Below are 22,761 nucleotides of genomic sequence, written 5' to 3'. Positions count from 1 at the left end.
TAAATGAGTCTCTCTATTACTCGATTGCCTATTTTTGGGGGTTGGGGTTTGTGGCTTTTTGTTGTTCTTTGTTCTATTGGCGGAGCGCTAAACCGCAAATCTGATTTTTCTAGCATTGTGAGGCTGTGCTTGTAATTCCATAGCGACGTATCGAGAGTCCCCGTTATTGAGGTGCATGGCTGCGTATGCGCTGCTTTCGAAGGCTTTTTGTTTAAAAACAATTGTACTTCCGATCGTGAAGTTGACTGACATATCCATTGGAAGCACTGCGGCTGATCCCGGCGTTATAGACGCTAGCGGTGGAGGTGACGGGGGTGGAGTTACAAATCCAGTCGAAAACGCAAGCGCCCCCGCGAGCGGTACCGCCATTGCAAATGGGGATGGCGGCGGTGGGCCTGGAGGTGACCTTGCGGGCGCGCCGGGCACGACCCCGGTTGGGGCCGGTACGGCTGGCGACAAGCGATTCTGATCTTTCTTTTCCCTTGTGATCGGGTTGGGGTACCGTAGCGATTCTCTCAATCGCTACGGTATCTGGCCCATGGACCCTATCACCCAGCTAGCCGCCACCCTCGGTGAATCCTTGCGCGTCCTTGCCGCCCAAACCACCACCGCCGAATCTTGCACCGGTGGCGGCATCGCCGAAGCCATTACGCGCATCCCCGGCTCCTCGGCCTGGTTCGAAGCCGGTTACGTCACCTATTCCAATACCCAGAAAACCGCACAACTCGGTGTCAGCGCCGAACTGTTCGGCCGCGTGGGCGCCGTCAGCCGCGAGGTGGTCGAGGCGATGGTACGAGGCGCCTGTGATCGCAGCGGTGCGCGTTTCGGCGTAGCGGTCAGTGGCGTCGCCGGGCCGGACGGCGGCTCGGCGGACAAGCCGGTAGGCACCGTCTGGCTCGCCTGGGCGGATGGCGAGCAGCTGTTTGCCGAGCGCCGACAATTCCCCGGTGACCGCGATGAGGTCCGCCGACAGACGGTAAAGGCCGCCCTGACTGGGCTGACACAGCTTGCATCAGGAGAAAGTCCCCTGGAGGGGTAGGCGCGCGATCAATCGTGTGGAATAATACTGGCTACTTATACAGTTATTCCGGCCCTTCAGGCCTAATTGATTACGAGAGGACTTCAATGGACGACAACAAGAAGAAAGCCTTGGCTGCGGCCTTGGGTCAGATCGAACGTCAGTTCGGTAAAGGTGCGGTCATGCGCATGGGCGATCACGAGCGCCAGGCCATTCCTGCCATCTCTACCGGTTCGCTGGGCCTGGACATCGCGCTGGGTATTGGCGGCCTGCCAAAAGGCCGTATTGTCGAAATCTACGGCCCGGAGTCTTCGGGTAAAACCACGCTGACCCTGTCGGTCATCGCCCAGGCGCAAAAGGCCGGTGCTACGTGCGCCTTCGTCGACGCCGAGCACGCGCTTGATCCTGAATACGCCGGCAAGCTGGGCGTTAACGTCGACGACCTGTTGGTCTCGCAGCCTGACACCGGTGAGCAGGCGCTGGAAATCACCGACATGCTGGTGCGCTCCAACGCCGTTGACGTGATCATCGTCGACTCCGTAGCGGCCCTGGTACCCAAGGCTGAAATCGAAGGTGAGATGGGCGACATGCACGTGGGCCTTCAGGCCCGTCTGATGTCCCAGGCTCTGCGCAAAATCACCGGTAACATCAAGAACGCCAACTGCCTGGTGATCTTCATCAACCAGATCCGGATGAAAATCGGCGTCATGTTCGGTAGCCCGGAAACCACCACGGGTGGTAACGCACTCAAGTTCTACGCTTCGGTCCGTCTGGACATCCGCCGGACCGGCGCGGTGAAGGAAGGCGATGAAGTGGTCGGCAGCGAAACCCGCGTCAAGGTCGTCAAGAACAAGGTCGCACCGCCATTCCGTCAGGCTGAATTCCAGATCCTGTACGGCAAGGGTATCTACCTGAACGGCGAAATCGTCGATCTGGGTGTGCTGCATGGTTTCCTGGAAAAATCCGGTGCATGGTACAGCTACCAAGGCAGCAAGATCGGTCAGGGCAAGGCCAACTCGGCCAAGTTCCTGCAGGAAAACCCGGACATCAAGGCCGTCCTCGAGAAGCAGATCCGTGAAAAACTGCTGACCGGTGGTGTCGATGCCAAGAAAGCCGAGGCAGCAGCGCCTGCTCCTGCTGACGAGATGGTCGACGCTGACGCGGACTTCTGATCCCGTCCATGTCCACTGTCGTTCTGGATACCCCCGTCGCCGTGCGACGGACCGCAATGGACCTGCTCGCACGTCGCGAGCACGGTCGTGTCGAGCTGACGCGCAAGTTGCGTCAGCGCGGCGCTCCCCCCGAATTGATCGACCAGGCACTCGACCGTCTGACGGAAGAGGGTTTGCTGTCAGAAGCCCGTTATCTCGAAAGCTTTATTCGCTACCGTGCCCACTCAGGCTACGGTCCGCTGCGTATTCGGGAAGAATTGAGTCAGCGAGGTCTGCAGCGCGCGGACATTGAGCAGGCACTGCGTGAGGCTGAATTTGACTGGTCGGCGCAACTGGCCAATACCTGGCAGCGCAAGTTCTCCGGGCAGTTGCCCCAGGACATGAAAGAGCGCGCGCAGCAGACCCGTTTCCTGGTGTATCGCGGCTATCCGCTGGAGTTGGTCGGCCGCTTGCTCAGCGGCCGCAGTTTCGACGACTGATACCCTAGCTGTGCTCGCGCAGCTTCGGTGTAGCGATGCTGGGCGTCGATACAGGCGCCTCGGCCCAGTTCTCCTTCTGATTGATAAAATCGACCAGCTCGCGCAACCGCCCTTGGTCACGGCCATTGAAGTTGAAACCCAGCCGGGACAGGTGGCTGAATTCCGGTTCGTTGTGCTGTTCGCCGTCGTAGGCCTGCTGCACGAACGTATCGCTGAGGCACAGCGCGGCAAAATCCTTGCGGATGGTGTCCAGCGCGGCATCGCTCAACGCGTGGCGAAGACGAATCACGAACAGCTTCTGCAGCCAGCGGGTCGAATGGAAGTTGCTGTAGAACTGGTCGATCTCCTGCACCGCTGCTTCTGCGCTGTGGACCAGCCGCAGCAGTTTCAGGTCGCTGGGCAGAATGTAGCGGTTGGCTTGCAGCTGCTGCTGAATGAAGTCCAGCGCGCCTTGCCAGAAACCACCGTCCGATGTGTCCAGCAGCACCACAGGCACCAATGGACTTTTGCCGGTCTGGATCAGCGTCAGCACTTCCATGGCTTCATCGAGGGTACCGAAACCGCCTGGGCACAAGACCAGGGCGTCGGCCTCCTTGAGGAAGAACAGCTTGCGAATAAAGAAGAAATGAAACGGCAGCAGCTGTTCCGTGCCATCGATGGTGGCGTTGGCATGCTGCTCGAAGGGAAGGGTGATATTGAACCCCAGGCTGTGCTCGCGGCCTGCGCCTTTGTGTGCCGCAGCCATGATGCCGCCACCTCCACCGGTGATGACCATCATCCCGGCATCAGCCAGTGCAGCGCCGAGTTCCGTTGCCTGAGCGTAGAGCGGATGTTCCTGTGGCGTGCGCGCCGAGCCAAATACCGTGACCTTGCGGCGGCCCTTGTACTGTTCGAGCACGCGGAAGGCGTGGGTGAGTTCGCGCAGGGCCTGGAGGGTGATCTTGGCGTTCCAGCGATTGCTGTCGTCCTCGGCCATGCGCAGTACAGTCAGCATCATGTCACGATACAGCGAAAGATTGGGGCTATCAGGGGCGATCTGACGCAGCTGAGCGTCGATGCGAGTGGTGAGGTCTCGGCCATTGCTGTTGAAATGGGCGGATAAAAAGTCGTCCGGTTGGTACGGCATTCAACATCTCCTTCTGCACTTTGGCCCCATCGCGCAGCAGGCGGACAAGGGTGACAACACGGCGTGCCATGGGGTGACGATGGATTGATGATGGGCCCAACGGGTGATGGCTGGCAACGCCTTTTGCTCGGCTAGTGGCCATGGGCTACCGTTGGTCAGTTGATCCCAAACCTCGCCCATGTCTGATTTACTCAAGAGACGGGTGGCGAAATGGAAGCCCCGCATATGAATACGCGAGCAGGCACGGAGGCAAGGATGCAGCGCACGCATCATTTGTATCTTGAGATCGATGTCGGCCTCTACCGGCTACTAGAGCAGGCTGCGCAGGCGAGTGATCTCAGTGTCGAAGAGGAATGCCGGCGTCGGCTCGAGGGAGGCGAGCGGCGCTCGCGCTATCTGCAAGCGGTGATCGCCGATTTGCGTGCTGACGAGGCGCAACGCCTCGCCAGCGAACGGCCGCGATAGCGGTTTACTTCTTCTTGGTGGCGGGTGCTTTATCGGTCTTGATGTCGCAGTCGGCAGCCGTATAACGCTGGGTGCCGATGAACTTGTTGGTCTTGTATTCGGTAAAGTCGTAACGCATCACCGCGCCACGGGTCAGCAGATCGCGGAAGCCCTGGTTCTGGCAGACGCTGACGCCCAGTTGGTAGCGCACGGTATTCTTGTCGGCGCGCATTTTTTCAGCTTGTTCGGGACGCACGCTCAAATGGTCGATCAGTTCCTTGCCTTCAACGGTGAAGCCTTGGTCGAGAATGTCTTCGTTGATGGCGCGGGGGGTGCCCTCGCTGCTCTGCTTGGCCACTTGTTGAAGCATTTGGTTGAGTTCCGTGTCTTTCAAGGAGGCGGCTTGTGCGGCGAAAGGCAGGGCCAGCAACAGGGTCAAGGACGGAACGATAAAGCGCAACATGAAACACTCCTGATCGGGGGGGCCAGATAAAGGGACTGGGGGTTTGGACCCATGTCCTTTCCTTGCGTTCACATGTGCTTCCTTTGCGTTCACATGAACCGGGGCGCGCAATTATAGGCTGGCGGCGCGGTCGCCACCATCGCAAATGCCGCTAAAGCGCCGGACGCTCTGATAAACTGAGGCCATTCTTCGCCGCTGTGATCCGCAATGACCCACGCCGTTTCCCGCCTGCGCGCCCAGCGTCTGGCTCGCTGCACCAAACCTTTCGTTGCCCGAGGCTCCCGAGCGCCCCGTTGCCCTGGGTGTCGGGTCATTGCCAGCTATTGCCTGTGCCCATGGCGCCCGCAGGTGGCCGCGCAATCGTCGGTGTGCCTGTTGATGCACGATGTCGAGCCGCTCAAACCGAGCAATACCGGCTGGCTGATCGCTGATGTATTGAGCGATACCCAGGCCTTCAGCTGGTCGCGGGTGGAGATCGATCCGGCGCTGCTGGCGCTGCTCGATGATCCACAGTGGCAGCCTTATATCGTCTTTCCTGGCGAGTTCGTCGAGCCACAGCGCGTGACTCAGCAGGTCGAACCGATGCCGGGCAAGCGGCCTTTGTTCGTTCTGCTGGACGCCACCTGGAACGAAGCCCGCAAGATGTTTCGTAAAAGCCCCTATCTCGACCGCTTTCCGGTGTTGAGCCTGACCTCGGACCAACTGTCGCGCTACAAATTGCGTCGCTCCAAGCGTGACGATCACTTCTGCACCGCGGAAGTGGCGGCGTTATGCTTGGAACTGGCCGGTGATCAGCGTGCAGCCAGCGCGCTGGACGCTTGGCTGGACGCGTTCAGTGCTCATTATCTAGGGGCCAAGTACCAGCTCCCGGTGGACGTCGACGATCAATTGCACCAGCGTTTGCAGGCCTTCAACCCGGCATGATGGCCTGGCTGAACGCACCGACTTGACCACCCCGGCCCGGCTCGGCATGCTTGGCGCCGATTCAGGTGCGAAGATGCCCAGCGCCCGACCTCACAGGATCCACTGACCCATGGCCCACTACGACATCCTGATTGCCGACGATCACCCGCTGTTTCGCAGTGCCTTGCATCAGGCGATAACTCTCGGCCTGGGGCCGGACGCACGGTTGGTGGAAGTGGCCAGTATCGCCGAGCTCGAAGCCCGGCTGACGGAAAAGTCCGATTGGGATCTGGTCCTGCTCGACCTTAATATGCCGGGCGCCTACGGTTTCTCGGGCCTGGTGCTGCTGCGTGGGCAGTATCCGCAGATTCCGGTGGTGATGGTCTCGGCTCAGGAAGAAGCGGCGGTGATGGTCAAGTCCCGCGAGTTCGGTGCCAGTGGCTTCATTCCCAAGTCCGGCAGCCTGGAGGCCATTCAGGAGGCGGTGCGTACGGTTTTGGACGGCGATGTCAGCTGGCCGCCACAAGCGTTCGAAGCCGTCAGCGTTTCGGCCGAGGCCAAGGCCGCCAGTGCCGGCCTGGCCGCCCTGACGCCGCAGCAATTTCGCGTGCTGACCATGGTCTGCGAAGGCCTGCTCAACAAGCAGATCGCCTTCGAGCTGAGCGTATCCGAAGCGACGATCAAGGCGCATGTCACGGCTATTTTCCGCAAGCTGAACGTGCGCACCCGCACCCAGGCGGCCCTGCTGTTGCAACAACTCGAATCCATCGGCAGCCATTGAGTACTGATGGCCATTTTCTGACACTCCAGGCACTCCTTTATTCATGTCCCCCTTCAAAGGCCAAAAAGGCCTCAAGCGTATCTTCAATGCCGGTGGTTATTCACTCGCAGGCCTGCAAGCGGCGTTCACTGGCGAAGCGGCGTTTCGTCAGTTGGTACTCGCCAATGTGGTGCTGATTCCTGTCGCCTTTTTGCTCAACGTCAGCCGGGTTGAACGTGCGTTGTTGATCGCCGTCTGCCTGCTGGCATTGATCGTCGAGTTGATCAACTCGGCGATCGAGGCGGCCATCGACCGGATTTCCCTCGATCTGCATCCGTTGTCGAAAAACGCCAAGGACATGGGCAGCGCCGCGCAGTTGGTGGCCATGACCATGATCGGTATCGTCTGGGCACTGATTCTGCTTTAAAGCTTCAGGCAATGTCCGGCAATACGATTTCGTCACTACGCCTCACGCCACGAGTGAACGAGCGGCACAGGTCGAGGAATTCGCGCATTGCCGAGGTTTGATACTTCTGCTTGTGCCAGATGAAGAAGAATTGCCGCGCCAGGTCCAGCTCCGGCGTCTGTACCGCCACCAGGCTGCCGCGCCGAAAGGCATCGCGCAGGGCCAGCCGCGAGATGCAGCCGATGCCCAGGCCCGATTCCACGGCGCGCTTGATCGCTTCGGTGTGTTCGAGCTCCAGGCGCACATTGAGGCTTGAGCGATGGTGGCGCATTGCCTGATCGAACGTCAGACGGGTGCCGGAACCCTGCTCGCGGAGTATCCAGGCTTCTCGCGTCAAGGCTTCCATGCTGGCCGGGCCGCTGCCGGCCAAGGGATGCTTGGGTGAGCAGAACACCACCAGTTCGTCTTCGACCCAGGGTTGCACCTCGATATCGGGATGGCTACAGTCGCCTTCGATCAGCCCCAGGTCGATTTCGTAGTGCGCGACCTGCTGGACGATGTTGGCAGTATTCTGCACGTGCAGCTTCACTTGGCTTTCCGGATGTACCTGCATGAAATGCCCGATCAGCAAGGTTGCCAGGTAGTTGCCGATGGTCAGTGTCGCACCCACCGCCAGCGAGCCGAAGCCGGATTTGCCATTGAGCAGGTCTTCGATCTCCTTGGCCTGATCGAGCAAGGCGACGGCCTGGGGCAGCAGTTGATGGCCCAGGGCGTTGAGGCTCAGACGCTTGCCGGCCCGGTCGAACAGTTGGCAACTGGTTTGACGCTCCAGCTCGGTGATCGAAGTGCTGGCGGCCGATTGCGACAGCGCCAATTGCACAGCCGCGCGCGAGACGCTTTCCTGCTGGGCGACGGCAACGAATACCTGGAGTTGTCTTAGAGTAAATCGCATATCGATATAACCGATAACCTATATCTTGATAATTCAGTTAACAGATATTGTTGCTGGCTTTAAACTATTGCGCAATCGCGCTCTATGGTCAGCGCACCGTTCTTTCAGGAGCCATCGTCAATGAGCAACATGAACCACGAACGCGTTCTCAGTGTGCACCACTGGAACGACACCCTGTTCAGCTTCAAGTGCACGCGTGATCCAGGCCTGCGCTTCGAGAACGGGCAGTTCGTGATGATCGGCCTGCAGCAGCCCAACGGCCGTCCGTTGATGCGTGCCTATTCCATCGCCAGCCCTAACTGGGAAGAGCATCTGGAGTTCTTCAGCATCAAGGTGCCCGATGGCCCGCTGACCTCGCAGCTGCAGCATCTCAAGGAAGGCGACGAGATCATCATCAGCAAGAAACCTACCGGTACTCTGGTGCTTGACGACCTCAAGCCTGGCAAGCACTTGTACCTGTTGAGCACCGGCACTGGCCTGGCGCCGTTCATGAGCGTCATCCAGGATCCGGAAACCTACGAGCGTTTCGAAAAGGTCATCCTCTGCCACGGCGTGCGTTACGTGAACGAAGTCGCTTACCGCGAGTTCATCACCGAGCATCTGCCGGCCAACGAGTTTTTCGGCGAAGCGCTGCGCGACAAGCTGATCTACTACCCCACCGTGACCCGCGAGCCGTTCGAGAACGAAGGTCGCCTGACCGACTTGATGCGCAGCGGCAAGCTGTTCAGCGATATCGGTCTGCCACCGATCAATCCTCAGGACGACCGCGCGATGCTGTGCGGCAGCCCGAGCATGCTCGACGAGACCAGCGAAGTGCTCAACAGCTTCGGCCTCACCGTTTCGCCGCGTATGCGCGAGCCAGGTGATTACCTGATCGAGCGCGCCTTCGTCGAGAAATAATCGGCGCCGATCAAAAAAGCCGCTCCACCCACACGGGTCGAGCGGCTTTTTCATGCGCGCACGTTCAAGCTGTGAGACTGGCAGAACCCAGTCCCACAGAGATCACACTACTTCCAGGACCCGAATCAGCCCAGGCTCGGGATAGTGCCAGCGCACGTCCACATCCCACAGCCGCACGCCGTATTGGCGCTCCGGTGTCGGCACCTGATACGCCGGGCGGGGGTCCTGTGCCAGGCACTGCTCGATCAGCTCCATCAGTGGCTCGCCGAGGCGCTGACCGTGCTCACGGGCGCTGTGTAGTGCCTCATCGTGCCATTGCACGGCGATCAGTTCGGGCGCTGCACTGGCCATCTGATTGTGTGCCCCATCGATAATATCGGCATAGGGCACGTACGGTTTGATATCCAGCACCGGCGTGCCATCCAGCAGATCAATGCCGGACACCCACAGCTTGCCTGCCTCGACCTTGTCCAGGCGCACCACCGACTGGCCTATCCCGTTAGGGCGGTGGGTGGCGCGTGTCGCAAAGACCCCCATCGAGGTATTCCCGCCCAGGCGCGGCGGCCGCACTTTGAGGCGGGGTGTGTCTTCCAGGGCCTGATGGAACAGGAACACCAGCCACACATGGCTGACCTGTTCCAGGCCTTGTACCGCGTCACCGTTATTGAACGGCGCCACCAGCTCCACCACACCGCGGGCCGCCGGAGCGAGTTGGGGTTGCCGGGGGATGGCGAATTTTTCCTTGAAGCAGGAGCGGACGAAACCGACCGGGGAAACGCTATGGCTCATGGGGCACCAGGTAGCGGGGGATCATGGGAGCGCGATCAGAATGACTTGCAGCCGGCGACCTTGAAAGGGCCCGCGATGCGTATCCAGCCAACGCCTGGGTAGGTTTGCGAGCAGACGTAGACGCCTTCCTGGGTCTTGCTCTGCCATCGGTACCAGTAGGCAGGTTTCGCTTCGCACAGGCCGGGAAGACTTGCGAGCAGCAGGGCGGCAACAACGACACGTGGCGTCACGGCAAACTCCTTGAGGCTCGAATCCTGAAGTGGCTGGGATAGCGCTTTCGCGGGCAAGCCCTGCTCACAGGTGTACGGCGATAGCGCTGGTTACACCGTGAGAGTAAAGCTTGCTCGCGAAGAGGACTAGCCCGGCTTCAGCCGCGAACGCGCAGGGTCAAGCCCTTGAGGAAATTGCGCAGCAGTTGGTCGCCGCACGGGCGATAGTTATTGTGGCCAGCCTTGCGGAACAGAGCGCTGAGCTCTGGCTTGGACACCGGAAACTCCACCGACTTGAGGATGGCGTGCATGTCGTCTTCCTTGAGCTCGAAGGCCACGCGCAGCTTTTTCAGCACGGTGTTGTTGGTCACCGGCAGTTCGATCGGCTGGGCTGGACGGCTGTCATCCTTGCCCCGCTTGAAGATCACCAGGCCATCGAGAAAATGCGCCAGCACCGTGTCGGGGCAATGGACGAAGCCTTCTTCCTCTTCCTTGGTCAGGTAGGCGGCGACTTCTTCCCTGGTCGCTTCGCCACCACCGAGTTTGATCAGCTCGACGACTTTGGCGTCGCCGATGTCGATCATGTAGCGCACGCTGCGCAGTACATCGTTTTGAATCATGAAATCGAATCCTGGATAAACGACGTCGCCAACTCGGCGACGCCTGAAAACGGCTTAGAACTTCTCGGTGGTCGCCATGTAGCGCCATTCGCCGACGGGCAGTTTGCCCATGGATACGCCGCCGATACGGATGCGACGGATCGACACCACGTTCAGCCCGACGCTGTTGCACAGTTGCACCAAGACACCCGGCAGCGGGTTTTTCAGTACGATGCGCAGGCGAGTTTCGTTCTGCCAGCTGACTTTCACCGGTGGCAGCGCTTTGCCCTTGTAGGTGACGCCATGCTGCAGGCGGTTGAGGCCGTGCTCGCTCATGTCGCCGCTGATTTCGACGACGAACTCCTGCTCCAGCTTGGCGATGTCATCGCTGAGCTTGCGAGCGATACGCCAGTCCTGAGTAAACACCTGCAGGCCGGCGCAGTACTCGGGTAACTCGGCAGCGCAGCTCAGGCGCACGAAGTGCCCGCGCAACGGCCGTTTACCGTAACGATGGGCCTCGGACAAATTCTCCGGAGCGAGCAATCGCTGCAGCTGTTCGCGGCTTTGTTCGGCGGGCTGGTGCGCCAGCAAGGTGATCGGGTCGGGGGCCACGGCCTTTGCTTGTGCATCGAGCTCGACGCGCTGCGCCTCGACCTTGAATTGCGGTTCGTCGACGATTTCGCCGTCCACCCGGACCCAGCCGCCCTCGATGAACAGCTCTGCCTCACGGCGCGAGCACCCGACCAGTTCGATCAGGCGTTTGGAAAGGCGAGTGGGTTCAGACATGACAGCGACCGTGGCAAGATAAGGCCGCCATTGTACCCGCGTGGCGCGCGATATTCGCCGTTTAATCTTCGCTCAAGCACTGCGTACGCTCTGCCGCGCGGCCAGGCGCAAGTGCAGCAATGGGTAGGGATGCCCCAGACCGTCCTGCTCGCAGCGGCCGATCACTTCGAAACCCTGTTTGAAATAGAAGCCCACGGCCTGGGCATTCTGCTCGTTGACGTCGATCAGATCAGCATTAAGGTGTTCGATGGCATAAGTGAGCAGTTGCTTGCCCACACCCTGGCCGCGATGGCGAGGGGCGACGAAGAGCATTTCCACCTTGCCAGCGGCCACGCCGGCAAATCCCATGATGCGCTGCTGCGGATCGCGTATGCAGATCAGCATGACGGCGTCCAGGTAGTGTTCAAGCACCAGGGTCCGCAGCTCGCGGATGTAGTCGTCGGGCAGAAACTTGTGCGTGGCCCGCACCGATGACTCCCACACTTTGGTCAGCTCGGGATAGTCGCTTTGGTGGGGTGTGACGATGGTGGGTTCGTTAGGCATTGCGGCAGTCTCCATGACGGGGCAGTCCATGGGTAACTATAGTGGGCAGGAAGGATTTTTGTCATCGCCACTACCGTCTTCGCGAGCAAGCTTTGTGCTCACTGGGTGAACTCCGGTAGGGAGAACAACCCGGTGGGAGCAAAGCTTGCTCGCGAAGAGGCCAGTATGATTGGCGATGATTACAGTGGAGTAGCCCACAGATCATATTCATCGGCATCGGTCACCCGACACCAGATCTTGTCGCCAGGCTTGATGCTGCCATCGCTTTCGATGAACACGTTGCCGTCGATTTCCGGGGCGTCGAAGAAGCAGCGGCCGACTGCGCCTTGCTCGTCGACTTCATCGATCAGCACTTCGATTTCCTTGCCGATCTTCATCTGCAGGCGTGCCGCGCTGATGGCTTGCTGGTGCGCCATGAAGCGGTCCCAGCGATCCTGCTTGACGTCGTCAGGCACTACGGCCGCGTCCAGCAGGTTGGCCGGCGCGCCTTCGACCGGCGAGTACTGGAAGCAGCCGACGCGGTCGAGCTGTGCTTCGGTTAGCCAGTCGAGCAGGTACTGGAAGTCTTCTTCGGTCTCGCCCGGGAAACCAACGATGAAGGTCGAACGGATGACCAGATCCGGGCACTGCTCGCGCCAGTTCTTGATGCGCGCCAGGGTCTTGTCTTCGAAGGCCGGGCGTTTCATCAGCTTGAGCACTTTGGGGCTGGCGTGCTGAAACGGGATGTCCAGATACGGCAGGATCTTGCCGGCGGCCATCAGCGGAATCACGTCATCGACGTTGGGGTACGGATAGACGTAGTGCAGGCGCACCCACACGCCCAGGCTGCTGAGTGCCTGGCACAGCTCGAGCATGCGGGTCTTGACCGGCTGGCCATTCCAGAAGTCGGTCTTGTACTTGACGTCCACGCCGTAGGCGCTAGTGTCCTGGGAGATCACCAGCAGCTCCTTGACGCCTGCTTTGACCAGGCGCTCGGCCTCGCTCAGCACGTCGCCCACCGGGCGGCTCACCAGTTTGCCGCGCATCGACGGGATGATGCAGAAGCTGCAGCTATGGTTGCAGCCTTCGGAAATCTTCAGGTAGGCGTAATGACGCGGGGTCAGCTTGATGCCTTGCGGGGGCACCAAATCGATCAGCGGGTTGTGATCCTGGCGCGGCGGAACGACGTCGTGCACGGCATTGACGACCTGCTCGTACTGCTGAGGGCCGGTCACCGACAATACGCTGGGGTGCACATTGCGAATGGCGCTTTCTTCCACGCCCATGCAGCCGGTGACGATCACACGGCCGTTTTCGGCCAGGGCTTCGCCGATCACTTCCAACGATTCAGCCTTGGCGCTGTCAATGAAACCGCAGGTGTTGACCACTACCACATCGGCGTCCTGATAGGTCGCCACCACTTCGTAGCCTTCCATGCGCAGTTGAGTCAGGATGCGCTCGGAATCTACCAGGGCCTTGGGGCAACCCAGAGAAACGAAACCGACCTTGGGGGCGGCTGACGAAGGGACGGTGGACATGGCTAACCTCGGTATTGAATCTTGATATCTGAACGGCCACACGCAAGCGGCCAGGCGGGCGCTGTAGACGCCTCTTGATCAAAAAGTGCGCAATTCTATCCATGGCCAAGGCGCTTGACCAGCTTTATAGAGGGAAATGCGACGAGTGCTGCGCTATGCTTCGCGGCGTTGTGCTCGGTCACGCGGTGATGAGCAGCTAAGAATCGGGACCCGATGCGCACAAAAGTGCGCCGATCCTCAAAGTTTTCGCGGGCCCAGGTACAGGTTTCAGGAGTGGTTGATGGTTCAGGCAAACAGTCAGGCGGGCACCGGGCATTCTCGCCCCGGTGCGGTGGGTATGTTGGTGGCGGCCGTGGGCGTGGTCTATGGCGACATTGGTACCAGCCCGTTGTACACCCTGCGTGAGGTGTTTTCCGGAGGTTACGGGGTTCCCGTCAACCATGATGGCGTGTTGGGCATCCTGTCGCTGATCTTCTGGTCGCTCATCTGGGTGGTCTCGATCAAATACATGCTGTTCGTGTTGCGCGCCGACAACCAGGGCGAGGGCGGGATCATGGCGCTGACGGCGCTGGCCTCCCGTGCCGCCGCCAACCACCGGCGCCTGCGGGCATTGCTGGTGGTGTGCGGGCTGGTGGGCGCGGCGCTGTTCTATGGCGACAGCATGATTACCCCGGCCGTGTCGGTGCTCTCGGCGATCGAGGGCCTGGAACTGGCCTTCGATGGCATCGAGCATTGGGTCGTGCCCTTGTCGCTGGTGGTGCTGGTGGCGCTGTTCCTGATCCAGAGCCGTGGTACGGCGCGTATCGGCAAGCTGTTCGGCCCGGTCATGGTGCTGTGGTTTCTGGTGCTGGGCGCGCTGGGCCTGTATGGCATCGTGCAGAACCCCGAGGTGATCAAGGCGCTCAACCCGATGTGGGCGGTGCGCTTCTTCGTGGTCCACCCTGGCATGGGCGTGGCGATTCTTGGCGCCGTGGTACTGGCATTGACCGGTGCCGAGGCGCTGTACGCCGACATGGGCCACTTCGGCCGCCAGCCGATCGCCCGTGCCTGGTTCATCCTGGTGCTGCCGGCGCTGGTGCTTAACTACTTCGGCCAGGGCGGTTTGCTGCTGTCCGATCCGGAGACGGCACGCAACCCCTTCTACCTGCTGGCACCTAGCTGGGCATTGATTCCCTTGGTGGCGCTGTCGACCCTGGCCACAGTCATCGCCTCCCAGGCGGTGATTTCCGGTGCCTTCTCGCTCACGCGCCAGGCCATCCAGCTCGGCTATATCCCGCGCATGTACATTCAGCACACCTCGAGCGCAGAAGAGGGGCAGATCTACATTGGTGCGGTCAATTGGTCGCTGATGGTCGGTGTGATCCTGCTGGTGGTGGGCTTCGAGTCCTCCGGTGCGCTGGCCTCGGCGTACGGCGTTGCAGTCACCGGGACCATGCTGATGACCACGATTCTGGTCTCGGCGGTCATGTTGCTGCTGTGGAAATGGCCACCGTTGCTGGCGGTGCCGGTGTTGATCGGCTTTTTGCTGGTGGATGGCCTGTTTTTCGCCGCCAACGTGCCGAAGATCGTCCAAGGCGGCGCCTTCCCGGTACTGGCCGGCACCGTGCTGTTCATCCTCATGACCACTTGGAAGCGCGGCAAACAGCTGCTGGTCGAGCGCCTCGACGAGGGCGCGCTGCCACTACCGATCTTTATCGGCAGTATCCGCGTGCAACCGCCGCACCGAGTGCAGGGCACCGCGGTGTTCCTGACTGCACGCTCCGACGCGGTGCCCCATGCGCTGCTGCATAATTTGCTGCATAACCAGGTGTTGCACGAGCAAGTGGTACTGCTGACGGTACTCAACGAAGACACGCCGCGGGTCAGTGCCGAGCGCCGGGTCGAGGTGGAAAGCTACGGCGAAGGCTTTTTCCGGGTGATCCTGCATTTCGGCTTCATGGACGAGACCGATGTGCCTGGCGCGCTGGCCCTGTGTCATCTGGATGAGCTGGATTTCAGCCCTATGCGTACGACCTACTTCCTGAGTCGCGAGACGGTGATCGCTTCGAAGATCGTTGGCATGGCTAGATGGCGCGAGGCGTTGTTTGCGTTCATGTTGAAGAACGCCAATGGTAATTTGCGCTTCTTCAATCTGCCGCTTAATCGTGTGATCGAGTTGGGGACCCAGGTAGAGATGTGATGGTTGCTGGTGCGGGTTTGAGGGCATTTCGCAGGTCGGCTTTTGGTTGATCGGTCGTTGGCGGAGCACTTTGGATCGGGGTGGTTCTGCTTTCGAGCCGGCCTTGGGGTCGCGGCCCCCGCCATTGGCCCTTCGCTTTGGCTCAGGGTTCCCGCACTTCGACGCACTGGCGAGGGGCACGCCCCGATGGGCCTTCCGTGGCCCAACGGGGCTTAGCCGGCATCCATGCCGGCTATCCCCTCGCCAGCACGTCGAAGCGCGGCCTGCTGGAAGGGGGCCGCAACCCCAAGGCCGACTCGAAAGCAGAACAGTGATACTTGCGGCGTTATCGAGCTTTTAAAAGCGTTAGCGGTGGCGCCTCGACTTCCGACGGGCTCTGCTTGCGCTTCAGCCTGGGCGGCGCCCCTCCAGCAGGCCGCGTGGAGGCTTCTGAATCGGTGGCTCCCCGGCATGGATGCCGGGGAAGCCGCGTTGAGCCATGGAGGGCGATTCGCGGCGTGCCACCGATTCAGAAGCCGGAACGCGGGAACCCCGAGCGTCAGCGAGGGGCCAATGTGGGGCGCCGCCCAGGCTGGAGCGCAAGCAGAGCCGCACCCCAATCCCCAGCCCCCTCACCACCAACAAAAAAGCCCGAATTCATAAAGAACTCGGGCTATTCATCACCACCGAAAAATCACTTCTGAGCAGTGTCTTCCTTACCCTGGAACTTGTCGATCGCATCCGTCAGGCGCTTGGCCAGTGCCGGGTAGTTCTCGTCGAAGTGATGACCGCCAGGCAGCTCCAGCTTGGTACCCGGGGCGGTGGCCTCGGTGCAGCCGGTCTCGTCTGCCTCTTCCTTGCCGTACACACAGAGCACCTTGGCAGCAGGCAGCTTGGCCATTTCCGGCCCGGTAGGTGCCTCCTTGCCAGCAGCGCCGAGCCAACCTTCGACTGCGATCTCGAAGCTGCCGCTACGGGCGAAGGCCAGCAGGATCACGCCATCGATGTGGCTCTGGTCTTCGGGCAGCAGGCGATTGTAGACCGCTGGCAACACGTCGGCGCCAAATGAATAGCCGGCCAGGATGAAACGCTTGGTGCCCCATTTCTGACGGTAGAAGTGCATCAGCTGAGCGAGGTCGTAGGCGGTTTCCTCCGGGCTCTTGTGCTGCCAGTAGTAGCGCAGCGTGTCGATACCCACCACCGGGTAGCCGAGCTTGGCCATTTCGCCTGCTACGTCGCGGTCCAGATCGCGCCAGCCACCGTCACCGGACAGGAACAGCGTCACGGTGTCGGAGGATTGCCCCGCAGGCACCTCCACCACTGGAATCTTCAACTGACCAGCGGATTGCCCGACCAGGACGTCAGCCAGCGAATTCTTCATCACCTGTGGCAGGTTTACATCGTAGTCACTGATGCTGGTCTGAGCGTTGGGCTGGTCGCGCACGAAGGCTGCGGCGACGTCGTCCGGGTTGTCATTCCAGGCCACGGTCCATTTGCCGTGGGGTGCGGACTTGATCAGTGGCGTCTTGCATTTGGGCTCGAAGGGCGGCGGCGGCACGGCTGGCTTCGGCGCGTCCGGGTCCGGTTCCTCGGCATGCTCGATGGTGAAGTCCACCGAGATGGCCTGGGCCTTGTCGTTGTTCTGGCTGGCCAGCCATTGCCACGCCAGGGTCGCACCAGGGCCGATGCCGCTGACCACGTCAGGTGCGCCATCGAGCTTCTTCAGGCCGGCTTGCAATGCCTGGGCCTGCAGAGTGCAATCGTCCTTGGGCAGGACGATCTGGAGGATCTGCGCCGAGCCGGACTGGCTCAGGTCCAGCAACTGGTTGTCATTGAGCATTTGCTCGGCTGGAACCGCCAGTGCCACTCGCGACTTGATGCGCGTGCCCGGGGTCACCAATGCCGCCTTGCTGCCGTCGCTCAGGGCGATTTGCTCCACATGGGCCGCCGGGGCAGGGCGGTTCCAGAGCCAGTAACCGCCCGCCAGCGCGAGGATCAATACTACCAGCGTGACGAGAACTGCTCGCCCGTAACGTCGAATCATCAGCGTTTCACCAATCCAGTCAAGCCGCCCGCGATCAGGGCGGCAGTATCAGCCAATGCCACCATCGGATCGAGTCCTGCGGGCACGGCCATGTAACGAGGTTCCCAGTCAGGCTGGAACTTGTCTTTGAAGCGACGCAGCCCCTGGAAGTTATACAGTTGCTCGCCGCGTTGAAACACCATCGAACCCAGACGCTGGGTCAGCGGGGCGCCACGCCGCGTTTGCAAGCCGGACAAAGGCACCATCCCCAGGCTGAAACGCGCATATTCCTTGGCTTTGTAGTGCTGGATCAAGCCGACCATCATGAACTCCATGGTGAGCTTCGGCGCCTCAGGATGCGCGCGCATCAGGTCCAGGCTGGCCAGGTCGCGGCGATCGGTTTCGAGCAGGTTGGCGAAGGCCACCGGCTTGCCTTCGAAATGGACGATGACAATACGGAAATGCTTGAGGTAGTCGGCGCTGAACCGGCCTAGGGAGAAGCCTTTTTCGCGCACATTCTTACCTGATAACCAGGCGTCCGAGATGATTTTTAGTTCATCCAGCGGAGCGGTGCCAGGTTCGTAGACTTCCAGCGACAGGCCGTCGCGGGTGCCGCGGTTCCAGGTGTAGCGCAGGTCCTTCATCTCCTTGCCCTTGGCTTCGAGGTCGAAGGTGTGCAAGTTGACGCGGGCTTCTTCGCCGAGCTTGATGGCAGTCAGGCCGATATCCATATAGAAGGGCAGGTTCTCGGCGCGCACCTGGTAGAACACCGGCCGGGCGTGGTGCAGGTCGCACAGGTCACGGAACTGCCAGATCATCTCTGCCCGTGGCTGAGTCGGGCCGATTGGATCATAGAGCGCCACCAGGCTGCGACCGCGCCGGGCGTACATGATGAACGCCTTGTCGTTAGGGTGGAACAGCAGTGCCTTGTCACCGGTCAGGGCCAGGCCACCGTCCGGCTGGCTGGAATGCGCGAGGATACGGGCGGCGCGCTCGAGTTCTTCCGGGGTCGGCAAATGGATGGTAGGCCGCGCCGTGCGCAACAGCCAGGTCAGGGCGACGATGATCAACAGCACCGCGCTGCCCAGAGCCGAGCGCAAGCCACGGGGCGCATCGGCATCCAGGGTGAACTGCCACCACAACTGGTTGTTGTAGGGCACGTCCTGATAAGCGAAGAACAGCAGCCAGATCGAAGACGCCACCACGCAGGCACTCGATACCAGCCACACGCCCGAGAACGGCACCTCCAGCAAGCGGCTAGGGCGATAGAAGGAGCGGCGGAACACGGCCAGCAAGGCGGCGGTGAGGGTCAGCATGGTCGCTTCCTCCCAATCGAAACCCTTGAGCAGCGACAACAGCGCGCCGACCAGCAGCAGAATGGTGGTCAGCATCCACGCCGCCGACAGGCGTCGACGCAGGCCCTGAGCCAGCAGTAGGCAGAGCACGCCGATCAGGCTGGCGCCGAAGTGCGAGGCGTCGATAAGCCGATGGGGGAGGAGAAAGCCCATATGCTCCAGACGGGTGTCGATTTCAGGGGTTGCGCCAGAAAACAGCAGCACCACGCCAGACAGGAACACCAGCAGTGCGAGCACCGGCGCCGCCAGCCCGGAGGCCACGCGAATGGCTTGTTGGGCAAAGAAGAAGCGTCGACCTTCGTTGATCAGCAGCATCACGCAGGCGACCAGCAACGGCAGTACCACATAGATGATGCGGTACAGCAACAGGGCCGCTGCCAGGGGCGCCGCGCCTATCTGATCGGCGAACGCGGCCAGCAAGATGGCTTCGAACACCCCGACGCCGCCGGGCACGTGGCTCAGCACCCCAGCTGCCAGGGCCAGCAGGTACACCAGCAGGAAGGCGCCGAACGGCGGTGTTTCGGGCAACAGCAAATACAGCACGGTCGCGGCGGCTGCCACGTCGAGGGCGGTGATCACCAATTGCAGCAGGGTCAGGCGCAGGGTTGGCAAGCGCAAGGTACGGCGCCCGACGCGGACCAGCAGATTGTTGGCGATGGGTTGTTCTGGCAGGCGCCGACGGTAGATGCCGATGGCCAAGGCGGCGAACAACAGCAGGACGGCGCAGGCGACGCTCCCAAGCAGGCCTTCCGAAAGCCCGAGGGCAGTCGCAGCAGCGGGCAAATCGCTCAGCGTCGCGAGGGCCGCCAGTGGCGGCAGCGCACAACCCAGAGAAAGGCTGGCGAACAGAGTCATGCGCGCGACTTCGGTAGCGCCCATGCCTTTGCGTGAATAAAGGCGGTAGCGCACGGAGCCACCAGACAGCAGCGACAAGCCGATGGCGTTACCGATGGCGAAGGCGGTGAAGCCGCCCAATGCCAGCGTCGCCGGTTTGAGATCGGCGCCGGCGTATCGGCTCGCGGACCATTCGTAGCCCAGCAACACGATAAAGCCGACCACCGTCGCGGCCAACGCGCCTGCCAGCGAAGAGCGCGGCGTGCTCAACACCGAGTCGTGCAGGGCGTATATATCCATCTCGAACAACAAATGCCAACACGCTATCAACGCAATACCGAACAACAACAGCGTCACCGTCAACCCGATCGGCTGCCGATAGCGGCTCAGCAGTTCCAGCCAGCGCAGGCGTCGAGGATCTACGGGGTGGACGGGAGCACTGCTGGTGTCAACTTCCTGTGAGTCGGGGCGCATCAAAAACCTCGTGGACGCTGGACGACGGGATTCAGCCAATCCAGTCTTTTTTACCTGTCCATCTGAAAAAAAAGTGTAATTCCAATGTTAACCCGTACGACCATTTAGCGGCGAACCCGTGCGAAGCTTTAGAGGAAGTTTCACGATTGGGCCAGCGCTGGTGACATTGACGATAGTCTAAGGGATTGAAATGTCAGTTTTTTTAGCGCGCACAAAAAAGGCCACTCTCTCAAGTGGCCTTCTTCGACGTTTGGTTGCGGGAGCCGGATTTGAACCGACGACCTTCGGGTTATGAGCCCGACGAGCTACCAGACTGCTCCATCCCGCGTCTGTGGATGCGCATTCTATAGATTCTCGACTGCGTGTCAAGGATCTATTTGATAAAACTGAAAAAAGACAAAAGAGGCAGATACAAAAAAGGCCACTTTTTCAAGTGGCCTTCTTTGATGTTTGGTTGCGGGAGCCGGATTTGAACCGACGACCTTCGGGTTATGAGCCCGACGAGCTACCAGACTGCTCCATCCCGCGTCTGTGGAGTTGATTCTACAGGGACGCGCTGCCTTGTCAAACGATGATTTTCAGAAAATTCTTTTCGTTCAATCGCTTAGCGAGCTAAGAAGGGCTTCCAGAGCAGCAGGGGCGGGGGTTTGAGACCTATCGAAGGACTATTTTCGATTGATAAAATAAATTGGGTGGCCGCTCACCAAGGAATCTTCCCACAACAGATGCGGCATTCAGCTGTCGATGCGATACTGTACAAAATACCAGTTCACACGGTTTTCCAGGGCAGAGCTCCACTCGACCATGACCCAACGCAAAATCATCCACGTCGATTGCGACTGTTTTTATGCCGCCATCGAAATGCGCGATGACCCGCAATTGGCGGGCAAGCCGTTGGCTGTCGGCGGCTCAGCCGAGCGCCGGGGGGTAATCGCTACGTGCAATTACGAAGCGCGTGCCTACGGTGTGCGCTCAGCGATGTCATCGCGACATGCCCTCAAGCTCTGCGCGGACCTGCTGATCGTCAAGCCGCGCATGGATGCCTATAAAGAAGCCTCCCGCGAGATTCACACCATATTTCGCGAATACACCGACCTCATCGAACCCTTGTCGCTGGATGAAGCCTATCTGGACGTGTCCGATTGCGCCCATTTTGCCGGCAGCGCCACGCGTATCGCCCAGGATATTCGCCGCAAGGTTTCCAAGCGCCTGCATATCACCGTGTCGGCCGGGGTGGCGCCGAACAAGTTTCTCGCCAAGATTGCCAGCGATTGGCGCAAGCCCGATGGACTGTTCGTGATTACCCCGGGGGAGGTCGAGGATTTTGTCGCCGACCTGTCGGTCAGCAAGTTGCACGGGGTCGGTAAGGTCACCGCTGACAAGCTGCAACGCCAAGGCATCGAGCGCTGCCTGGATCTGCGGCAGTGGAGCAAGCTCAAACTGGTGCGCGAGTTCGGCAGTTTCGGCGAACGCCTTTATAGTCTGGCGTGGGGCATCGATGAGCGCCCGGTGCAGAACGACAGCCGGCGTCAGTCAGTGAGTGTGGAAAACACCTACGACAAGGACTTGCCAGATTTGGCCAGTTGCCTGGACAAGCTGCCGGAGCTGATGGCAACGCTCGAAGGGCGGATGGCGCGGATCGACAGCAGCTATCGCCCCGGCAAGCCTTTCGTCAAGGTCAAGTTCCACGATTTCACCCAGACCACCCTGGAGCAGGCGGGCGCCGGCCGCGACCTCGACAGCTATCAGCAGTTGCTGACTCAGGCATTCGCGCGCGGCGGCAAGCCGGTGCGTCTGCTGGGCATCGGTGTGCGCCTGCTCGACCTGCGCGGCGCCCATGAACAGCTGGAGCTGTTCAGTTCCTGAGCGTCAGTGATTCGGTACCGTCACATGGCGGCCAGCGCGGGCCAAGGCCCGAAGAAAATCGTGCTGCAGTTCCGGGTCGTTGCGCGTCAGCTCGATCAGGCTTTGCTCCAGATCAGCCGCCTCGGCCTCGAAACCCAGCTCCGACAGACGCTTGACGCGATGCACCCACTGGCTAACTTCGTCGTCCTCCAGATCGTCGAAAATCAGCCCACGCGCTTCCACCAGTTTGCTTCGCAAATCATTGCTCAGGTCCAGGGACGCCTCGCCATGGGTATGGTCGTCGTCGTCCTTGGCGCTGAATTGCAGGCGTGCGACGTTGCGCAGGCTGTTGTCGGCGAACGGGCTGTCGAGCAGATTGACCCGCACCACCCCCTCACGGTCGGTAGTGAGCGAGTACAGGTGGCTACCTGCAGTCACGTCTACCGGGCGGTTGCTCCACGGCAGGCTGATGACCTCCCGGTGTTTGTCCTTCTGCACTTCCTTGACGCTGGCCAGGTTCTGTTCGGCGCGACCGCTGGAGGGCATGTTCATCGCCGGATTGAGGCCGGCCAGACCATCGGTGATCCAGTCGTGGGTCACGCTGTCGGGCAGGCGGCCCAACGCGAAGATATTGACCACGTTGGCGCCCACACCACCCACCACGGCGACGGCCCCCAGCGGGATCTCGTAGACTTTGCGCCAAGGTTGATAGGGGGTATAGCGGTCATAGTTGCGGGTGACTTCGAACTCGGTGACTTCGAAAGTCCGGTGTTCGTTGACGCGCACACGGCGCTGCGGCTCGTCGAGAGTCGTTGGTTCGCCGACGTCGATCTGCACGCTGTGCTCGAGCAATTTGCGCTCTACACGTTCCTCGTGTTCGTTGCGCGGCGACATGTGGTTGGCGCAGCCAGCGAGGAACAAAGCGCCGCACAAGGCGGCGCCTTTAAGCGCTAGCGGCAGTACAGGGCTGGCCGCCAGGGGCTTTGGTTTGTCCATGATCGGTCTG

General features: G+C 60.7%; 22 protein-coding genes and 2 tRNA genes. 10 read left to right on the top strand and 14 right to left on the bottom strand.

Annotated elements, in window-relative coordinates; all coding sequences use genetic code 11:
• Positions 1 to 538: 538 nt before the first annotated feature.
• From REH34_RS08655 to recX, 3 genes are all read left to right on the top strand, one after another.
• Positions 539 to 1,039, top strand: a complete 501-nt coding sequence (locus tag REH34_RS08655) for a CinA family protein (RefSeq protein ID WP_260524812.1) — start codon at positions 539 to 541, stop codon at positions 1,037 to 1,039.
• Between the two features lie 86 nt (positions 1,040 to 1,125).
• Positions 1,126 to 2,190 carry a recombinase RecA gene (gene recA / locus REH34_RS08650; RefSeq protein ID WP_226504975.1) on the top strand — a complete coding sequence of 355 codons (1,065 nt, stop codon included), beginning with the start codon at positions 1,126 to 1,128 and terminating at the stop codon, positions 2,188 to 2,190.
• A gap of 8 nt (positions 2,191 to 2,198) precedes the next feature.
• The gene (recX, locus tag REH34_RS08645; RefSeq protein WP_226504976.1) at positions 2,199 to 2,669 is read left to right on the top strand and encodes a recombination regulator RecX; all 471 of its coding nucleotides are present in this window, start codon (positions 2,199 to 2,201) and stop codon (positions 2,667 to 2,669) included.
• Positions 2,670 to 2,673: 4 nt separating this feature from the next.
• On the opposite strand, the gene REH34_RS08640 is transcribed toward recX, so the two are convergent.
• The gene (locus REH34_RS08640) at positions 2,674 to 3,795 is read right to left on the bottom strand and encodes a TIGR00730 family Rossman fold protein (protein WP_311971376.1); all 1,122 of its coding nucleotides are present in this window, start codon (positions 3,793 to 3,795) and stop codon (positions 2,674 to 2,676) included.
• Between the two features lie 255 nt (positions 3,796 to 4,050).
• Here REH34_RS08640 and REH34_RS08635 point away from each other — a divergent pair, with 255 nt between their 5' ends.
• Positions 4,051 to 4,260, top strand: a complete 210-nt coding sequence (locus tag REH34_RS08635; protein ID WP_226504978.1) for a hypothetical protein — start codon at positions 4,051 to 4,053, stop codon at positions 4,258 to 4,260.
• A gap of 4 nt (positions 4,261 to 4,264) precedes the next feature.
• Here the strand turns inward: REH34_RS08635 and REH34_RS08630 are convergent, their stop codons facing one another.
• Positions 4,265 to 4,702: a PA3611 family quorum-sensing-regulated virulence factor gene (locus REH34_RS08630; RefSeq protein ID WP_311971375.1), complete on the bottom strand. Its 438-nt coding sequence runs from the start codon at positions 4,700 to 4,702 to the stop codon at positions 4,265 to 4,267.
• A gap of 207 nt (positions 4,703 to 4,909) precedes the next feature.
• Between REH34_RS08630 and REH34_RS08625 the strand changes: the two genes are divergently transcribed.
• From REH34_RS08625 to REH34_RS08615, 3 genes are all read left to right on the top strand, one after another.
• The gene (locus REH34_RS08625) at positions 4,910 to 5,626 is read left to right on the top strand and encodes a tRNA-uridine aminocarboxypropyltransferase (protein ID WP_226504980.1); all 717 of its coding nucleotides are present in this window, start codon (positions 4,910 to 4,912) and stop codon (positions 5,624 to 5,626) included.
• Positions 5,627 to 5,735: 109 nt separating this feature from the next.
• Positions 5,736 to 6,386, top strand: coding sequence for a response regulator transcription factor ErdR (erdR, locus tag REH34_RS08620; protein WP_226504981.1), 651 nt, complete (start codon positions 5,736 to 5,738; stop codon positions 6,384 to 6,386).
• 43 nt (positions 6,387 to 6,429) lie between these two features.
• Positions 6,430 to 6,792, top strand: a complete 363-nt coding sequence (locus REH34_RS08615) for a diacylglycerol kinase (protein ID WP_311971374.1) — start codon at positions 6,430 to 6,432, stop codon at positions 6,790 to 6,792.
• Positions 6,793 to 6,796: 4 nt separating this feature from the next.
• On the opposite strand, the gene REH34_RS08610 is transcribed toward REH34_RS08615, so the two are convergent.
• Positions 6,797 to 7,723 (bottom strand): LysR family transcriptional regulator, encoded by a 927-nt coding sequence (locus REH34_RS08610; protein ID WP_226504983.1) that lies wholly within the window; start codon positions 7,721 to 7,723, stop codon positions 6,797 to 6,799.
• Positions 7,724 to 7,843: 120 nt separating this feature from the next.
• Here REH34_RS08610 and fpr point away from each other — a divergent pair, with 120 nt between their 5' ends.
• Positions 7,844 to 8,623 (top strand): ferredoxin-NADP reductase, encoded by a 780-nt coding sequence (gene fpr, locus REH34_RS08605; RefSeq protein ID WP_226504984.1) that lies wholly within the window; start codon positions 7,844 to 7,846, stop codon positions 8,621 to 8,623.
• 102 nt (positions 8,624 to 8,725) lie between these two features.
• Here fpr and tsaA read toward each other — a convergent pair whose 3' ends face one another.
• The 6 genes from tsaA to rimO all read right to left on the bottom strand — a co-directional run bounded on the left by tsaA (position 8,726) and on the right by rimO (position 13,066).
• Positions 8,726 to 9,412 carry a tRNA (N6-threonylcarbamoyladenosine(37)-N6)-methyltransferase TrmO gene (gene tsaA, locus REH34_RS08600; RefSeq protein WP_311971373.1) on the bottom strand — a complete coding sequence of 229 codons (687 nt, stop codon included), beginning with the start codon at positions 9,410 to 9,412 and terminating at the stop codon, positions 8,726 to 8,728.
• A 35-nt stretch (positions 9,413 to 9,447) separates the two neighbouring features.
• The gene (locus tag REH34_RS08595) at positions 9,448 to 9,642 is read right to left on the bottom strand and encodes a hypothetical protein (protein ID WP_226504986.1); all 195 of its coding nucleotides are present in this window, start codon (positions 9,640 to 9,642) and stop codon (positions 9,448 to 9,450) included.
• Positions 9,643 to 9,779: 137 nt separating this feature from the next.
• A complete protein-coding gene (locus REH34_RS08590) occupies positions 9,780 to 10,241 on the bottom strand; it encodes a DUF1456 family protein (protein ID WP_226504987.1) in 462 nt (153 codons plus the stop codon).
• Between the two features lie 54 nt (positions 10,242 to 10,295).
• Positions 10,296 to 11,006, bottom strand: coding sequence for an rRNA pseudouridine synthase (locus tag REH34_RS08585; RefSeq protein ID WP_226504988.1), 711 nt, complete (start codon positions 11,004 to 11,006; stop codon positions 10,296 to 10,298).
• A 72-nt stretch (positions 11,007 to 11,078) separates the two neighbouring features.
• Positions 11,079 to 11,549: a GNAT family N-acetyltransferase gene (locus REH34_RS08580; protein ID WP_226504989.1), complete on the bottom strand. Its 471-nt coding sequence runs from the start codon at positions 11,547 to 11,549 to the stop codon at positions 11,079 to 11,081.
• A gap of 179 nt (positions 11,550 to 11,728) precedes the next feature.
• On the bottom strand, positions 11,729 to 13,066 hold the full coding sequence (gene rimO, locus REH34_RS08575) for a 30S ribosomal protein S12 methylthiotransferase RimO (protein WP_226504990.1): 1,338 nt from the start codon (positions 13,064 to 13,066) through the stop codon (positions 11,729 to 11,731).
• A 280-nt stretch (positions 13,067 to 13,346) separates the two neighbouring features.
• Here rimO and REH34_RS08570 point away from each other — a divergent pair, with 280 nt between their 5' ends.
• Positions 13,347 to 15,245: a potassium transporter Kup gene (locus tag REH34_RS08570; RefSeq protein ID WP_226504991.1), complete on the top strand. Its 1,899-nt coding sequence runs from the start codon at positions 13,347 to 13,349 to the stop codon at positions 15,243 to 15,245.
• Positions 15,246 to 15,918: 673 nt separating this feature from the next.
• On the opposite strand, the gene REH34_RS08565 is transcribed toward REH34_RS08570, so the two are convergent.
• From REH34_RS08565 to REH34_RS08550, 4 genes are all read right to left on the bottom strand, one after another.
• Positions 15,919 to 17,268: an AcvB/VirJ family lysyl-phosphatidylglycerol hydrolase gene (locus REH34_RS08565; protein ID WP_311971372.1), complete on the bottom strand. Its 1,350-nt coding sequence runs from the start codon at positions 17,266 to 17,268 to the stop codon at positions 15,919 to 15,921.
• Positions 17,268 to 19,910 (bottom strand): bifunctional lysylphosphatidylglycerol flippase/synthetase MprF, encoded by a 2,643-nt coding sequence (gene mprF, locus REH34_RS08560; protein ID WP_311971371.1) that lies wholly within the window; start codon positions 19,908 to 19,910, stop codon positions 17,268 to 17,270. The genes REH34_RS08565 and mprF overlap by 1 nt, the downstream gene beginning before the upstream one ends.
• Positions 19,911 to 20,161: 251 nt before the next feature.
• Positions 20,162 to 20,238, bottom strand: a tRNA-Met gene (locus REH34_RS08555).
• A gap of 123 nt (positions 20,239 to 20,361) precedes the next feature.
• Positions 20,362 to 20,438, bottom strand: a tRNA-Met gene (locus tag REH34_RS08550).
• 276 nt (positions 20,439 to 20,714) lie between these two features.
• Here REH34_RS08550 and dinB point away from each other — a divergent pair.
• Positions 20,715 to 21,776 carry a DNA polymerase IV gene (gene dinB, locus REH34_RS08545; RefSeq protein ID WP_311971370.1) on the top strand — a complete coding sequence of 354 codons (1,062 nt, stop codon included), beginning with the start codon at positions 20,715 to 20,717 and terminating at the stop codon, positions 21,774 to 21,776.
• A gap of 3 nt (positions 21,777 to 21,779) precedes the next feature.
• Here dinB and REH34_RS08540 read toward each other — a convergent pair whose 3' ends face one another.
• A complete protein-coding gene (locus REH34_RS08540) occupies positions 21,780 to 22,751 on the bottom strand; it encodes a hypothetical protein (RefSeq protein ID WP_311971369.1) in 972 nt (323 codons plus the stop codon).
• Between the last annotated feature and the right edge of the window lie 10 nt (positions 22,752 to 22,761).

The organism is Pseudomonas baltica, assembly GCF_031880315.1.
In the GTDB taxonomy this organism is placed as follows: Bacteria; Pseudomonadota; Gammaproteobacteria; order Pseudomonadales; family Pseudomonadaceae; genus Aquipseudomonas.
Note: the sequence above shows the minus strand (reverse complement) of the source record. Positions and strands in the feature narration are given on the sequence as shown.

Excerpts from the sequence above, each read along its gene's own strand:
- REH34_RS08655 (WP_260524812.1), top strand. The coding sequence starts at position 539 with ATGGACCCTATCACCCAGCTAGCCGCCACCCTCGGTGAATCCTTGCGC.
- recA (WP_226504975.1), top strand. The coding sequence starts at position 1,126 with ATGGACGACAACAAGAAGAAAGCCTTGGCTGCGGCCTTGGGTCAGATC.
- recX (WP_226504976.1), top strand. The coding sequence starts at position 2,199 with ATGTCCACTGTCGTTCTGGATACCCCCGTCGCCGTGCGACGGACCGCA.
- REH34_RS08640 (WP_311971376.1), bottom strand. The coding sequence starts at position 3,795 with ATGCCGTACCAACCGGACGACTTTTTATCCGCCCATTTCAACAGCAAT.
- REH34_RS08635 (WP_226504978.1), top strand. The coding sequence starts at position 4,051 with ATGCAGCGCACGCATCATTTGTATCTTGAGATCGATGTCGGCCTCTAC.
- REH34_RS08630 (WP_311971375.1), bottom strand. The coding sequence starts at position 4,702 with ATGTTGCGCTTTATCGTTCCGTCCTTGACCCTGTTGCTGGCCCTGCCT.
- REH34_RS08625 (WP_226504980.1), top strand. The coding sequence starts at position 4,910 with ATGACCCACGCCGTTTCCCGCCTGCGCGCCCAGCGTCTGGCTCGCTGC.
- erdR (WP_226504981.1), top strand. The coding sequence starts at position 5,736 with ATGGCCCACTACGACATCCTGATTGCCGACGATCACCCGCTGTTTCGC.
- REH34_RS08615 (WP_311971374.1), top strand. The coding sequence starts at position 6,430 with ATGTCCCCCTTCAAAGGCCAAAAAGGCCTCAAGCGTATCTTCAATGCC.
- REH34_RS08610 (WP_226504983.1), bottom strand. The coding sequence starts at position 7,723 with ATGCGATTTACTCTAAGACAACTCCAGGTATTCGTTGCCGTCGCCCAG.
- fpr (WP_226504984.1), top strand. The coding sequence starts at position 7,844 with ATGAGCAACATGAACCACGAACGCGTTCTCAGTGTGCACCACTGGAAC.
- tsaA (WP_311971373.1), bottom strand. The coding sequence starts at position 9,412 with ATGAGCCATAGCGTTTCCCCGGTCGGTTTCGTCCGCTCCTGCTTCAAG.
- REH34_RS08590 (WP_226504987.1), bottom strand. The coding sequence starts at position 10,241 with ATGATTCAAAACGATGTACTGCGCAGCGTGCGCTACATGATCGACATC.
- REH34_RS08585 (WP_226504988.1), bottom strand. The coding sequence starts at position 11,006 with ATGTCTGAACCCACTCGCCTTTCCAAACGCCTGATCGAACTGGTCGGG.
- REH34_RS08580 (WP_226504989.1), bottom strand. The coding sequence starts at position 11,549 with ATGCCTAACGAACCCACCATCGTCACACCCCACCAAAGCGACTATCCC.
- rimO (WP_226504990.1), bottom strand. The coding sequence starts at position 13,066 with ATGTCCACCGTCCCTTCGTCAGCCGCCCCCAAGGTCGGTTTCGTTTCT.
- REH34_RS08570 (WP_226504991.1), top strand. The coding sequence starts at position 13,347 with ATGGTTCAGGCAAACAGTCAGGCGGGCACCGGGCATTCTCGCCCCGGT.
- REH34_RS08565 (WP_311971372.1), bottom strand. The coding sequence starts at position 17,268 with ATGATTCGACGTTACGGGCGAGCAGTTCTCGTCACGCTGGTAGTATTG.
- mprF (WP_311971371.1), bottom strand. The coding sequence starts at position 19,910 with ATGCGCCCCGACTCACAGGAAGTTGACACCAGCAGTGCTCCCGTCCAC.
- dinB (WP_311971370.1), top strand. The coding sequence starts at position 20,715 with ATGACCCAACGCAAAATCATCCACGTCGATTGCGACTGTTTTTATGCC.
- REH34_RS08540 (WP_311971369.1), bottom strand. The coding sequence starts at position 22,751 with ATGGACAAACCAAAGCCCCTGGCGGCCAGCCCTGTACTGCCGCTAGCG.